15 protein-coding genes and 1 tRNA gene are annotated in these 14237 nt (G+C 49.8%); 7 read left to right on the top strand and 9 right to left on the bottom strand.

What is annotated here, in order from left to right; translation table 11 throughout:
- Positions 1–63: 63 nt before the first annotated feature.
- From pdeM to A918_RS0110860, 3 genes are all read right to left on the bottom strand, one after another.
- Positions 64–774, bottom strand: a complete 711-nt coding sequence (gene pdeM / locus A918_RS0110870; protein WP_022711091.1) for a ligase-associated DNA damage response endonuclease PdeM — start codon at positions 772–774, stop codon at positions 64–66.
- Positions 771–3299: a ligase-associated DNA damage response DEXH box helicase gene (locus tag A918_RS0110865; RefSeq protein WP_022711090.1), complete on the bottom strand. Its 2529-nt coding sequence runs from the start codon at positions 3297–3299 to the stop codon at positions 771–773. Before A918_RS0110865 ends, pdeM begins: the two co-directional genes overlap by 4 nt.
- 105 nt (positions 3300–3404) lie before the next feature.
- On the bottom strand, positions 3405–4373 hold the full coding sequence (locus A918_RS0110860; protein ID WP_022711089.1) for a methyltransferase: 969 nt from the start codon (positions 4371–4373) through the stop codon (positions 3405–3407).
- 192 nt (positions 4374–4565) lie between these two features.
- Between A918_RS0110860 and A918_RS0110855 the strand changes: the two genes are divergently transcribed.
- On the top strand, positions 4566–5582 hold the full coding sequence (locus A918_RS0110855) for a ligase-associated DNA damage response exonuclease (protein WP_028233667.1): 1017 nt from the start codon (positions 4566–4568) through the stop codon (positions 5580–5582).
- Entirely contained in the window at positions 5579–7201 is a 1623-nt protein-coding gene (locus A918_RS0110850) for a cisplatin damage response ATP-dependent DNA ligase (RefSeq protein ID WP_022711087.1), read from the top strand. Before A918_RS0110855 ends, A918_RS0110850 begins: the two co-directional genes overlap by 4 nt.
- Here the strand turns inward: A918_RS0110850 and A918_RS0110845 are convergent, their stop codons facing one another.
- Complete coding sequence (locus A918_RS0110845; RefSeq protein WP_022711086.1) at positions 7202–8218, bottom strand: hypothetical protein; 1017 nt, start codon at positions 8216–8218, stop codon at positions 7202–7204.
- Positions 8219–8615: 397 nt separating this feature from the next.
- Here A918_RS0110845 and A918_RS0110840 point away from each other — a divergent pair, with 397 nt between their 5' ends.
- Both A918_RS0110840 and A918_RS0110835 read left to right on the top strand, forming a co-directional pair.
- On the top strand, positions 8616–9581 hold the full coding sequence (locus tag A918_RS0110840; RefSeq protein ID WP_022711085.1) for a nitronate monooxygenase family protein: 966 nt from the start codon (positions 8616–8618) through the stop codon (positions 9579–9581).
- 221 nt (positions 9582–9802) lie between these two features.
- Positions 9803–9878, top strand: a tRNA-Thr gene (locus A918_RS0110835).
- A gap of 420 nt (positions 9879–10298) precedes the next feature.
- On the opposite strand, the gene A918_RS20170 is transcribed toward A918_RS0110835, so the two are convergent.
- From A918_RS20170 to A918_RS0110815, 4 genes are all read right to left on the bottom strand, one after another.
- A complete protein-coding gene (locus A918_RS20170; RefSeq protein ID WP_022711084.1) occupies positions 10299–10481 on the bottom strand; it encodes a hypothetical protein in 183 nt (60 codons plus the stop codon).
- 90 nt (positions 10482–10571) lie between these two features.
- Positions 10572–10775 (bottom strand): hypothetical protein, encoded by a 204-nt coding sequence (locus A918_RS0110825; protein ID WP_022711083.1) that lies wholly within the window; start codon positions 10773–10775, stop codon positions 10572–10574.
- A complete protein-coding gene (locus tag A918_RS0110820; protein ID WP_022711082.1) occupies positions 10772–11017 on the bottom strand; it encodes a hypothetical protein in 246 nt (81 codons plus the stop codon). Before A918_RS0110820 ends, A918_RS0110825 begins: the two co-directional genes overlap by 4 nt.
- Positions 11014–11223 carry a hypothetical protein gene (locus A918_RS0110815; protein WP_022711081.1) on the bottom strand — a complete coding sequence of 70 codons (210 nt, stop codon included), beginning with the start codon at positions 11221–11223 and terminating at the stop codon, positions 11014–11016. The genes A918_RS0110820 and A918_RS0110815 overlap by 4 nt, the downstream gene beginning before the upstream one ends.
- Before the next feature lie 113 nt (positions 11224–11336).
- On the opposite strand from A918_RS0110815, the gene A918_RS0110810 reads away from it, so the two are divergent.
- The 3 genes from A918_RS0110810 (at position 11337) to A918_RS0110800 (ending at position 12872) form a co-directional block, all read left to right on the top strand.
- Positions 11337–11582 (top strand): helix-turn-helix transcriptional regulator, encoded by a 246-nt coding sequence (locus tag A918_RS0110810; protein WP_022711080.1) that lies wholly within the window; start codon positions 11337–11339, stop codon positions 11580–11582.
- Positions 11579–12268 (top strand): hypothetical protein, encoded by a 690-nt coding sequence (locus tag A918_RS0110805; RefSeq protein ID WP_022711079.1) that lies wholly within the window; start codon positions 11579–11581, stop codon positions 12266–12268. Before A918_RS0110810 ends, A918_RS0110805 begins: the two co-directional genes overlap by 4 nt.
- 88 nt (positions 12269–12356) lie before the next feature.
- Positions 12357–12872 carry a hypothetical protein gene (locus A918_RS0110800; RefSeq protein WP_022711078.1) on the top strand — a complete coding sequence of 172 codons (516 nt, stop codon included), beginning with the start codon at positions 12357–12359 and terminating at the stop codon, positions 12870–12872.
- Positions 12873–13073: 201 nt separating this feature from the next.
- Here the strand turns inward: A918_RS0110800 and A918_RS0110795 are convergent, their stop codons facing one another.
- Positions 13074–14237, bottom strand: a complete 1164-nt coding sequence (locus A918_RS0110795) for a hypothetical protein (protein WP_022711077.1) — start codon at positions 14235–14237, stop codon at positions 13074–13076.

Here is a 14237-nt window from a genome sequence, read left to right as displayed (position 1 = left end):
ATGCGACCAAATAAAGAATTTAGAGCGAGCGCTATGATCCAATCTGGACGTAAACCGCTCTAATTAGTCAGGTCGTAAAAAACGCGGATGTACAGTGAATATCCGCGTTTCACTGCGCAAATGCACGTCAAAACCACTCACATCAAACAGCCCGCGGAATGCCTTATCCAGCACGTTAAGGCTACCCGTATAGGCACCAAATGCCGGCATGATCAGGCGGCGCCCATTATTGACAAAACAAGAACGCCGTACACTGCGCCCCTGCCGTATAATCTTTGCTGCGGGGTGCAAATGACCAGCCACCTCACCGGGATTATCTCCCACAAGCGGCTCGTGCCTGAAGATCAGACCGCCAAGCCTGAATTGCGCCATGCTCTCCCCTTCAAGCCCCGCCGGATGTACCGGATCATGATTACCCTCAATCCATAGCCATTGGCGGCTTTTCATCATCTGGCGAAGCAAACCGGATGCCTCATCTGCCAGCCGCGATGCACCATGACAATCGTGAAAACTGTCTCCAAGGCTGATGACACAAGATGGCTGATAATCATCAATGATGGTCTTGAGCAGCGCTAATGTGGCCAGCGTATCATAAGGCGGCAGCATCATGCCGCGCTTAGCAAAGAATGACCCTTTTTCCAGATGCAGATCAGACACCACCAGCGTCCGGTATGACGGCAGGTATAATACCCCGCGCGGATCGAGATGGCACAGCGTATCATTGATGAGAATATCCGCGCCGCCCTGATGCGCCTGCTTAATCACACTTGTCAATTTTCCAGTGCCTCACGGGTCATATCTTCCAGCAAATCATCATCTGTTCCTGCAACCCGTTCTTTGCCGATTTCCAGCATCACAGGCAATGCCAAAGGCGAAATATGCGGCAGGTTACGATGAACAATGTGATCGCGCACACGCTGCAACATTGTTCCGAGACGGGCAATGTCCAGCAGCCCCGTTGCGGCCTCTGCCCGTGTGGCTTGCAGTAAAATATGATCCGGTTCGTGGCTGCGCAACACATCATAGATCAGATCGGTGGAAATCGTCAGCTGTCTGCCGGTCTTTTCCTTACCCGGATGACGCCGTTCAATCATGCCGGAAATCAGCGCACAATTGCGAAAAGTACGTTTCAGCAGATAGCTTTCATCCAGCCATGCCTCCAGATCATCGCCGAGCATATCCTGATCGAACAATGTATCCAGCGATAATTCACCGTCTTCCATCATCGCATTCAGATCACGTGCCGCCCACAGCCCCAGCGAATAATCCGTTGCCACAAATCCCAGCGGCCGTGCACCTGCCCGATCCAGCCGCCGCGTCAGCAACATCCCCAATGTCTGATGCGCCAGCCTGCCTTCAAACGGATAGCACACCATATAAAACCGGTTCTGGCGTGGAAAAGTCTCGACCAGCAATTCATTATGTGCCGGCAGCACGGAGCGGTCACGCTGCAATTGCAGCCAGTCACGCACCTGCTCCGGCAATTGCTGCCAGCTTTTGTCATCCGCCAGCATCGCACGGACTTCCGAGGCCAGATAAGTTGAGAGCGGAAATTTCCCGCCCGCATAAACCGGCACTTTCGCATCCTCGCCGGAGGCCTGCGACACCAGACATTCATTGTCGCGGATACCTTCAAAACGCACGGTCTGGCCTGCAAAAAAGAACGTATCGCCCTGTGTCAGCGTTTCGAGAAAATACTCTTCGATACGCCCTAATATCCGCCCTCCGCGCATGGGGCTGGCGGCGCTTCCTGCAAGTTTGCGCCCCTTACGGATCATGCGGATATTCAGTTCCGGCGCTTCAACAATCGTACCGATATTGAGGCGATATTGCTGGGCAACTTTACCATTGCTGACACGCCAGCGCCCGTCCGGCATCGGGCGGATTTTTGCAAACCGCTCATAGACACGCAGTGCATAGCCACCGGTTGCCACAAAATCCAGCACATGATCAAACTGATGGCGGGATAAATGCTGATAGGGCGCTGCCGAACATATTTCTGCGTAGAGCACATCCGCATGAAACGGTTCGGCACAGGCCATGCCGAGTATATGCTGCGCCAGCACATCCAGAGCCCCGTCGGCCAGAGGCGGTGTATCCTGCACCCCTTCTACATTGGCAACCAGCGCCGCATTGCATTCCAGCACTTCAAAACGGTTTGCAGGCACCAGAACTGCGCGGCTTGGCTCATCCATACGGTGATTGGAGCGCCCGATACGCTGTGCCAGTCTGCTGGCACCTTTCGGCGCACCAATATGGATAACCAGATCGACATCACCCCAGTCAATCCCAAGATCAAGGGTCGAGGTTGCCACAACTGCGCGCAGAGCATTGCGGGACATTGCCTCCTCCACACGACGACGCTGTGTGGCATCCAGCGAACCGTGATGCAGGCCAATCGGTAAGGTCAGCTCATTGATACGCCAGAGCTCCTGAAAAATCCGCTCTGCCTGCGATCTGGTATTCACGAAAATCAATGTCGTGCGGAATTGCCGGATCAGTTCATAGACATCGCCGAGTGCATAGCCGGCACTGTGACCGGCCCATGGTATCCGCTCACCGGATTGTAATATGCTGATCTCCGGCTTTGCTCCGCCCTGCACAGTAACCAGTCCGGCCAGTGCAGGAGTATCGCCCTGCGTAACCAGCCAGCGACGCAGATCATCCGGCTCTGCCACTGTTGCCGACAGGCCGATTGTCTGCATCTGCGGTGCAAGATTACGCAGCCGTGCCAGCCCCAGTGCCAGCAACTGCCCCCGTTTTGAAGTGACCAGCGCATGCAACTCATCAAAAATTACAAAACGCAAATCCGCAAAGAAATCTGCCGCATCTTTACCCGCCAGTAACAGAGCCAGTTGCTCAGGTGTGGTGAGCAATATATCCGGCGGCGCCAGTTTCTGCCGCTGCCTTTTATGGGCAGGCGTATCCCCTGTGCGGGTTTCAATAGTTACCGGCAGCACCATTTCCGCAACCGGCTTCGCCAGATTGCGCTCAACATCAACAGCCAGCGCTTTGAGCGGCGAAATATAAAGCGTGTGAATACCGGAACGGCGCGGCTGATTACGCGCACCGCTCTGTGCACGCAATGTCAGATCAGTCAGTGCAGGCAAAAAACCGGCCAGCGTTTTACCGGCTCCTGTAGGGGCAATCAGCAATGTGGACTGCCCCGCCAGACTGCGCTCCAGCAATTCACGCTGGTGCTGGCGCAACTGCCAGCCTTTATCCGCAAACCACTGTACAAAGACAGCGGGCAGAACATCATGACCGGAAGATTTATCGGCAGCGGATATTGGTTTCACAGGGTGAATGTAGGGTGCATCCCGACAGGTGTGAAGTCCCGTTTGTGCTTAAAGCGTCACGGATTGATCTCTGTTCAGACAACAGAAAGCCGAAACCGTACCGGCTCAGCATTTTTGGGCAAGAAAGACATAGCCATCGAGATATTCTCCACGATCAAGACGCAGAGCAATGCGCTGATAATCCAGCAATTCAAAACGACTGACTTGTAATAAATTTTCGATATAGCGGGCAGAATGGGTAAAACGTAAAGACGGCTGCAAAATCATATCATCACATGAACCGTCTGAACTCTGCGCTTCAGGCCGGTCATGTGTTTCCACCGAGAAGGCAAACACCCCTCCTCTCCGTAAACATTCCGCTGCCAGAGCGAAAGCGCGCTCCAGCTGGCCGATATAGATAAACACATCGGCAGCAAGGATCATATCCGGTTGCGGCAGGGCCTCATCGACCAGATCCGCCTTGCGGCACTGGTTTACATCTGCCTTAATCAGCCTTGTATAAATCTGCTTCTCATCCGCCTTTTTCAGCATGGCTTCTGAGAGATCCGCACCGCTCAGCAAACCGCTGCGCTGATGGATTTCCTCTCCCATCAGACCGGTGCCGCAGCCCAGATCCAGCACATGCTGGTAGCTGCGCTCCGGAAAATGTCTGGTAATCAGCTCCGCCAGTTTTTGCGGCCCGCAATATTGCAGCTTATCGACCAGAGATCCCTCGAAATCCGGTGCATAAGCATCAAACAGTGCCTCAATATAGGCAGGCGGTGCCGCATCCGGTGTTTCACCAAGGCCGCATTGTGCCAGTTTCAGCGCCGCGCCAAAACGGTCTTCAGGATCAAGCTTCAGCAGCTGTCGCCAGAGAGCCACAGCTTCATCTGTTTCGCCCGCATTTTCATGCATTTCGCTGAGCATAAACAGGCCCGCAGGCCATTGCCGGAACTGAGATGTCAGATAATCAAGCGATTGGCGCATCAGGTCGGCTGCTGCGGAATGGTCTCCCGCCTCAGACATCATGACCGCATAATGAGCACGGCGATCCGCTATCAGATCACCGGAAGAGAAAAATGCCCGCGCCATTCTTACCGCATTTGTTGCAGAGCACGCGATATGCAGTGATGCGGGGCATTTGACAAGATATTTTTTTGAAACCCGAACGGATTTCACACAGCCAATGCGGGTTCAATTTTAGTGCTCATTGCAAACAGCGGCCACATTGATCCGCACCGGCTACGGTCTTGTTTAAAGCTGCATCCGGTCTATGTTATTTCCATGCGTCCTGAAGAACTGCTGCACCCTGCCCCCGAGGGGCTCTATTGTCCGGCCGGTGATTTCCATATCGATCCGGTACGTCCGGTTGACCGCGCGCTGATTACCCATGGCCATGCCGATCATGCCCGTGCAGGCAATAATCATGTGCTGGCTACAAGCCAGACGCTGGATATTATGCGCATCCGGTTTGGCGAGCATTATGCGCGCACCAGTCAGATCGCTGATTACGGAAAACCGCTCAATATCAACGGTGTTACAGTCACCTTTTATCCGGCGGGTCATGTATTGGGCTCCGCACAAATTGCAGTGGAATATCAAGGAACCAGAATTATCGCCTCCGGCGATTATAAACGTGTTGCGGACAAAACCTGCGCACCGTTTGAACCCGTGGCCTGCGATGTCTTCATTACCGAAGCCACTTTCGGTCTGCCGGTTTTCCGGCATCCGCAACCAAGCGATGAAATTGCCAAGCTGCTGCAATCCTTACAGCTTTTGCCCGAGCGCAGCCATATTGTCGGCGCCTATGCGCTTGGCAAGGCACAACGGGTTATCAGCCTGCTGCGTCAAGCCGGTTATGATGCCCCCATCTATCTGCATGGCGCCTTGGAGAAGCTTTGCCAATATTACCAATCTCAGGGTATTGCCCTCGGAGAGCTGCGTCCTGCCACTTCAGAAACAACACATCAAAAAGCAGATTTCGCGGGCAGCCTGATTATTGCCCCGCCCGCTGCAATGGCTGACCGCTGGTCAAGACGGTTTCCTGATCCTGTCAGCTGTTATGCCTCCGGCTGGATGCGTATCCGCCAGAGAGCCAAACAATCCGGAATTGAATTGCCACTGATCCTTTCCGACCATTGCGACTGGGATGAGCTGACCGATACAATCACGGAACTCTCTCCTTCGCAGGTTTGGGTGACACACGGACGCGAGGAAGCTCTGGTACGCTGGTGCACTCTCAACTCCATCCCGGCGAAACCGTTGCATCTCGTCGGCTATGAAGATGAGGCAGACATATGAAAGCCTTTGCCGCATTGCTCGACAGGCTGGTGCTCACGCCGCGCCGCAATGAAAAGCTGTTATTGCTGTCCGAGTATTTCCGCGTGCAACCTGATCCTGACCGTGGCTATGCACTGGCCGCGCTGGCAGGCACACTTGAGTTAAACAGTGTAAAACCCGCACTGTTGCGCGCACTGACCATGACACGCGTCGACAGCGAATTATTTGCCTATTCCTATGATTATGTCGGCGATCTCGCGGAGACGATTTCTCTGATCTGGCCTGCTGCCGATAATGTGCAGCCGGTCAATGACTTGTCCCTCGGCACTGTTATCACAACACTCCAGCAAACATCGCGCAATGCCGCGCCGCAACTGGTTGAGACTTTGCTGGATGCGCTTGATGTCTCTGAGCGATATGCTCTTTTGAAACTCGTCACCGGCGGCTTACGGATCGGTGTTTCCGCAAGGCTGGCAAAGCAGGCACTTGCGGATTTCGGTCAGGTTGAACTCAGCGAAATTGAGGAATTGTGGCACGGGCTGACCCCGCCCTATCTCAGCCTGTTCAGCTGGCTCGACGGCAGCAGCAGCAAACCGGAAAATGATAATCCGGCACCGTTTCGCCCCGTCATGCTTGCAACACCGCTGGATGAGACTGAAACAGAGAAACTCATACCGGAGGATTTTGCGGCAGAATGGAAATGGGATGGTATCCGCGTACAGGCCGTCAGTGAAAACGGGGTCAAAAAGCTTTATTCCCGCAGCGGTGATGATATTACCCATGCCTTTCCCGATATTGTCTCAGCCATCCGTTTTGAGGGCGCCATTGACGGAGAATTGCTGATCCGCCATGCAGACGGCAAAACAGAGCCAGCCTCTTTCAATGCCTTGCAGCAAAGGCTGAACCGTAAAACTGTCACTGCCCGTCAATTGCAGGATTATCCTGCCTTCATCCGTGTCTATGATCTGCTGCATCGCGGCAACCGCCTCACCGGATCGGATTTGCGCAATCTGCCTTTTGCGCAAAGAAGGCAGCATCTGGAAGACTTTATCAAAGAGCTTGATCCGTCTTATTTTGATCTTTCGCCGCTGCTTACCTTTCAGACATTTGCCGAGTTGCGGCACCTGCGCAACCACCCGCCTCATGCCGTGATTGAAGGACTGATGCTCAAACGTACGGACAGCGTTTACAGTGCAGGGCGACCAAAAGGCCCGTGGTTCAAATGGAAACGCGATCCCTATATTATCGACGCAGTTCTCATTTACGCCCAGCGCGGTCACGGCAAGCGTTCAAGCTTTTATTCGGATTTTACATTTGCAGTCTGGTCTGATGCCAGTGAACAGGCACAGTTACTCCCCGTCGGCAAAGCCTATTCCGGCTTTTCCGATGAGGAAATGAAACAGCTCGACCGTTTTGTACGGGAGAATACAATTCAGCGTTTCGGGCCTGTACGGGCTGTCAGGGCAGACCGGCAGCACGGGCTTGTTGTAGAGGTTGCCTTTGAAGGGCTTAACCGCTCCACACGCCATAAATCAGGACTGGCTATGCGCTTTCCGCGCATTTCCAGACTGCGCTGGGACAAACCACCTGCAGAGGCCGACATTATACAAAATCTGATGCAGCTACTGCCGGATAATTGATTATTCTACGGTTTTAACCCGGATTGTATAAATATCGACGCTTTTACCGGTGCCGTTAATATCACTGGTCAGGACAAGACGGCCGGAACTGTTTGCCGACGATACTTCAGGAACCGGAAGATCAAACAGCAGACTGCTTTGCTGGTCGGTCACATCATAGCGCTTGCGTCCGCAATCACCCAGAGAGCCCAGATCGCAGCTGACAGACATTTGCACGGTTCCGCCGTCGTCACTGCGCACCATGACTTCAAATGTCGCCTGCTTGCCTTCAAGCTGATCCAGCACACCCTGACCAATGTCAAAACTGGCCGTATCTGTTGCAGTCGGCGATTTAATACGGACATAACGGGCATTACCGGAACCGCCGATTTCAGCGGTAGCTTTTCCCTGAACAGAAATACGATCAGGCTGTGCAGGAGTAAAAATTGTCACCCAGTCTTTGCTGTCAGCCTCATTACCCTGCATCGCAGGTCCGGCATTGCCGGACTGCGAAAGCGGTGCATTCCCTACCGGCCCGATGGTGACAAAACTATTATAGAGCGACCAGCCAATCAAACCGGCAGTCACCAAAAATGCCAATGGCAGCGCCAGAGAGAAAATACGGGATTTTTTGCGTTTTTTAGGTTTTGCAGGTTGGCTGAGCCCCTGTTCATAACCCAGATCAGGCTCGGCCTCCGCTTTGCTTTTACGCTTACGGGAGCCCTTACCCTCAGAGCGTACATCACTATGATCAAGATCAGGAACACCCAGTCCACCATCATATTGCGGCGCAGGAGCAAGCATTTCCTCATCAGAAACACGGTTCGCATTCGCGCGCATTTCCTGTTCGATATGGGAAATTGCGGCCTTCAGCTTCTCGCGCCGCTCAGCACGTTGCGGGTCTGAAAGCTGGGCATTCGCGGCCATAGCGCGTTCATGCGCGCTCCAGACGGATTCATAAATCCGCTGGCGCATAGCCGGATCAGACGAATCCGCTTTGGTCAAAGCGTTGCGTATTGCACTTTCGATGCCCTGCAAAATTGTCCCTTCCTACTACCGGCTTGATGCGCTGTTACTCTTATTGATGCACGAATAAGCAGACCAACGCATTAACTTATTTTTAAGTCCTATGAAATCCTAACTATCACGGGGATATAAAAAGATTATATACGATCTTAACATATTGTTCCACAAAGACTATTTGTGCAGAAAACCTCTATTTCCGAAATATGCCGCACCGGCGCATCTTTAGTAAAATTGCCGGCATGGCATAAACATGTTCATTCTGCATATTTCACAGTAAATATTACATATAAGTCAACCGCCAAGCTTCACTGAACCAAAATGATGCGGTTTTTTATATTTTGCCTTTGACATCCTGCAATCCTTACCAGCAATATACCGTTTACGTTTACGTCAATTACGGGACTGCGACATGGCTCTACCGGATATTCTCAAAACCAATCTGCGCTTACCGGCAATCGGTGCGCCGCTTTTCATCATCGCCAATCCTGCACTGGTTATGGCGCAGTGCAAAAGCGGCATTGTCGGTGCATTTCCGGCGCTGAATGCACGCACCGTCACACAGCTGGATGAGTGGCTGGCAGAGATTACCGAAGGACTTCAGCAATATAATCAGGAAAATCCTGACCGGCCCGCAGCCCCTTTTGCCGTCAACCAGATTGTGCACCGCTCCAATCTGCGTTTGCAGCAGGATCTGGAATTATGTGTCAAATATAAGGTTCCGGTTGTTATTTCCTCTCTCGGCGCAGTGCCTGAGGTTAATGCTGCAATTCACTCCTATGGCGGGATTGTTCTGCATGATGTTATCAATAACCGCCATGCCAATTCAGCCATCCGCAAAGGCGCGGACGGACTGATTGCTGTCGCCGCCGGTGCCGGTGGCCATGCGGGAACATTGTCGCCTTTTGCGCTGATTGCTGAAATCCGCGAATGGTTTGATGGTCCTGTTGCCCTGTCCGGCGCCATTTCCAGTGGCCGTGCCATTCTCGCAGCACAGGCAATGGGCGCAGATCTTTCTTATATCGGCTCGCCTTTTATTGCGACCAAAGAAGCCAATGCTGTTGATGCCTATAAGGACATGATCGTGCAATCCAGCGCGAAAGATATTGTCTATTCCAATTATTTTACCGGCATTCATGGAAACTATTTGCGCCCGTCCATTGAAGCCGCAGGAATGGATCCCGATCACTTACCGGAGGCTGATCCGAGCAAAATGGACTTCCACAAAGCCACCACCGGCGCCAAAGCCTGGAAAGATATCTGGGGTTGCGGTCAGGGGATCAGCGCAGTCAAAGAAGTGCTGCCCGCCGGAGAGTTGGTGGAACGCTGGATTGAGCAATATAAAAAGGCAAAATCCGCGCTTTGCCAGGCTCAGTAAGTTCGTCAATTCGCTTCAGAAAACAGTACTATAGCTGAGATTTACTCCCTGACAAAATAAACAATCTTGTTCATTTTATCAGGGAGTTTTAAACTTCGAGAATGGCATAACGGAAACCGCTTCTTTTTGCTTTTGCGCCTTGCAATCAGAATGAGATTTCGCTATCACGCGCCCGAACAGACTGCATAAAATCAACGCATTCTGTGCGGGAGCATCTCCCTGCCGCTTTAGCTCAGTTGGTAGAGCACATCATTCGTAATGATGGGGTCACGTGTTCGAGTCACGTAAGCGGCACCATAATTGATAAAAATATCATTTAAAATCAATAATTTACAATTCAACTACACTTTTCAATCCACCCATCAATCCCCCTTTTATTCAGCGGTAGGGTTAGTAGCTGCAGAGACTAAATAGCTTGGAGTGCGATACATCCCCTCGCTCACTTAAGACCCAAAACTTTACTCTACCCCCTCCTGACAAAACCGACATAACCGACAAAACTGATTTTGAGCGGCTTTTTATAGTGTCAGAAAACTCTACCTGTTCCCCCCGCGTTATGACCGAACTTAAATCGGTGAAGCTCTCCGGCTATGACTGCCTCCGAAAAGTAAGACCTGTCGTCACACACCCTGCAATGCAGGAAGTTGCATATTTCGGACACTGGTTTTATGGAGTGACAAAACTCACGCTGTTATGCCGCTGTTTTCAGAAGGAATATTATGCACCAGCCCCGCCCATGATACGGCGCGGTTCTTCTCGTTCATCCACATAATCATCATCGCAATCTTCAAAGTCTGCATCACCGTCAAATTGATCTAAGAGCGCAATCGCATCCTCAATCCATTTTTCAAGCAACCGCCTACGGAAACTATGAATGACAGGGCTATTGATCTGCTTCATCGCGCATCCCTTTCGCTTCCGGCAGCAACCAGAATGAAAACTTTCTGCTCACTCTGAGAATTGCAATTGCTAGCCATAAACGAATAAGCCTCATGACAGGCCGCCTTTCCGTACTGCGTCGATAATCTCAACAGCTTCGGACACTCTGTTTTTCGCTGTATTGCAAACAAGCTGAATAGCATCAGTTTGGTCTTGATCTGGTAATGCTGCCGCTGCCATCCATATGGCCTCTATCAATCCATTGGCGATGCTTAATAGGTCGGTAGCGCCCAGAAGGCTTGGAGACGTATTCATGCCGATACCTCACCATTGCGAATACCCTTTTCAAGGGCATTCAAAACCTCACTAGCCAAACTCTCTGTATGCTTGAGAACCACAGCCAGAGACTGCGGAATGTGCTGCCCTGCGGGATACCCTTCATTATCACCTGCGAAATCAGCAGCAGAACGACACACATGCAGCAATGAGCAAACCAGATAACCTGTATCAATAGCTTGCTCAGCTTTGGTCTTTACCTTTGGCGTTTCAGTTCTCATGATAGCTTCTCCAATAATTGTTTCGTCTGGCTCAGGGCATCGCGCATTAATTCGCAAGCTTCATGCATCAACTCGCAGGTTTCTTCTCGAGGCGGGCATTGGTTCTCTGCAATATCCAGAGCCAGAAATATGTTGTCGTGAATTTCACATGCAGTCTTATATGCGGGCAAACCTTCGGCGGCTGCCGGAACTGGTGCGTTTGGCATTATAAACCCTCAATTAACGATATTCGTTTACCATCCTTATATTTCGTGTATTTTATTATTTGTCAACGGTATTCGTGAATGATAAACGATATTTATTTGATAGGAGAGATTGCATGGAGTTGTCATCAGCTCAATCACGCGCTGCCAGAGGTCTGCTTAACTGGTCACAAACACAGCTAGCTACTGCCTCAAACCTGAGCGAGAGCACGATACGTGACTTTGAAAAAGGACGACGAACACCAGCAATCAACAACCTTGCAGCTATTAAACGCGCCCTAGAGGATGCAGGCGTGCAGTTCCTCAAACATGGGGAAGTCGCGTCGGGCGGTGGTGTGTCGTTGAAGGCTTCGCAAAAATGATAGAAAAATTTGTATTTGAAGGCTTTGAAGAAGACGAACTTGATTTGGTAAAATTGGTGACAGCATCTGTCACAACCACAATCTTCAAAAACATTGGGCTTCCTACTTTACGTTCTCAGTGTATTCACATTGTGCGTGACTGCTCCAAAGAAGCGCCTATGTATGTCTCAAACTGCGGCTATGAGAAAATAATTGTAAATTCAAAGCACGCTTTTTATTGGCAATATGCTTATCAAATATCTCATGAGCTGGGGCATCTTTCGACAAGTTCATGGAAGAGGCACCCGCGAACGGACGGGCATATGTGGATTGAAGAGGCGCTCTGCGAATGTCATTCCTTAATAGCCTTGCAAGAAATGTCGAAGATAACTGGCCCCCTGCAAGTTGGTGCGATTGATTATTGTTCAATTCTAGATGAAAAACATAATGATGTTGAGGTTGCCCCCGAATGGTTTTCACAGAATAAAACAGCTTTATCGCAAGCGACCTCTCTAACAAAAGAGGCCTTTTATATGTCGAGATATATCAAGAAAAGCGTGCCTGCTGACAGTATTCTGCGAGATAATCGTTTAATCAATCAGCTCACTGTCGGGCTTTCATTTAATGAGTACCTCACTGAGTGGCAAAACCTTTCCGGCGATGAGGTTAGTGTCCCAAAGGCTCTAATGATGCTAGCACTGGAATAACACACTACGTGAAGGCATTTTAAGATTCTTGTATGTCTCGGTCAGTTCGGGAGCGACTAATAATTTTAATAATGGGGGCGCGCGCTTTATGGCCAAAGCAAGCAAGAAGATAATAAGTTCTGAGCAATCCAATGCGGCTTGGGACGAAATAATCAATTCATCATCAGATCATATCACAGCCATACTAGCGGCATCGTATCTAGAGTATTATTTAACTCGAACCATAAAAATGCATCTTCATTACGTTGAAGATATCACTGAGAAATTATTCGATTACGGCGCTGCCGCTTCTTTCGACACAAAGGCAAAACTTGGCAGACTAACAGGTGTCTATGGTGACAAGCTCTATAACGACTTAAAAAATATCATCAAAATTAGGAACTACTTTGCTCACAGAATGGATATCCGCACATTCGAAGATAAGGAGATTTCCCCGCTGATTGGCAAGCTTAAAATGTGTGAAACTGATACAAAGATTCTGTTTGCACTGGAAAAACGAGCCCCGACTAACCGCGAACTATTCACTTTTTCAGTCACTGCTATCACGCAATTTATTGGAGACCGTCGTTCTTGCCAAATGCCAGAAGCGCCTGCCTTTTCTTAATTGGGAATAAGTGAGCACTATTTATAGCTTAATATTCTCACTGTTCCTTCACTGTTAGCAGTGAGGATTTTAGACCAGCGCCCCACTGATACGTCACTGTTCTCAGTGGGGGAATAATCATTGAGGTAGTCAAAACATGACACCGACCTTTTGTAGACCAAAAACTCAACATGCATGCATATTCACCATACATTTGGCGAATTAAATGAATGAGTAAGAATCTACAGTCATTTTGTCTCTACGGGGCCTGCGTTTTAATTGCCCTGTCAATTGAATCATTACACCAATATTAAATAATGGATCCGATATTAAGTGCTTGAACTGAACCTCGTTAAACTCGCAAGTGACTTCCGTACCTCGCTGCGAAATAAGGCGAATAGTATTGCTACGGTTCAATACGCCATCAATCACCCCAATTTCAGCAATGCTTTGAAACTGAATTACATTTAACCTATGCTTAATTTTGTCTGCGTCTTTACTATCAAATATAACTGTTCGCATCCCTTCATTGGTGCGAATATTGAATTCCAACGAAGAAATCCCCTCATCTTCATTAGGAAGCACATCTGCTAGTACGTCGAGAATAGAAAAATTCTCCCGTGCATAATTATCATCAAGTCCATTATTTTTTGTTAAAATATGAACTTCTTGTACCTTCTTCGCAAATTCCATCCCTCTAAATTCTACATCCGATTGGAATTCATCTCGTGTCTTTAGTTGCAAGGATTTAGTGCGATGAATTGCTTTCATGTTAAACACTGGATCTTTAACGGCAATAACTAAGCTTGCAAATTTCAACGGGGCAACCTCGACATCAAAGGTTGAGCTCTTGCTTTTTATAAGTTCAATTGGCGCTAGCAACTTCCGTACTGTAATGCTTGCCTGTTCAACTATACTTCTCAGCTTCCCTAAAGGCATACCATCTTCGGTTAACATCGGGCCCCGAAATTTCAAAGCCAGCAAGGCAGTAGCTTGTTCTATTGTATCCGGTACCAACCCGTACCAATGGTAAAGTGCAACGCCAGGCTTAGCAAAAAACCGTGATGGAACCTCTGACCGACTGCAATTCCAATAAGATTGAACCGACATTGCATCATCAATCGCAAGAAGCCAAAGGGATGGGTTATCGAACGCGCCAAAAACAGAAAGACTACCTTCCTTTAGTGCCTTCACAGTCCGATTATTTGTTTCGCATGCAAGATAAATCCCAACACCATCTCGCTCGCTCACTTTGCTTACCAAGGCATTCATAAGCCCAAAAGTAGTTCGAAATATTAATGGTTCGTCGTACTCAAACAGCACGTCCTCTGGGAGAACAACCATATTATTGAGATTGCCATCAGGCTTTTTATCTGCTGACCACAT

The sequence above is a fragment of the Pseudochrobactrum sp. AO18b genome, from assembly GCF_000409565.1.
GTDB lineage: Bacteria > Pseudomonadota > Alphaproteobacteria > Rhizobiales > Rhizobiaceae > Pseudochrobactrum > Pseudochrobactrum saccharolyticum.
The sequence above is the reverse complement of the archived record's forward strand: the minus strand, read 5'-3'. Positions and strand labels throughout refer to the sequence as shown.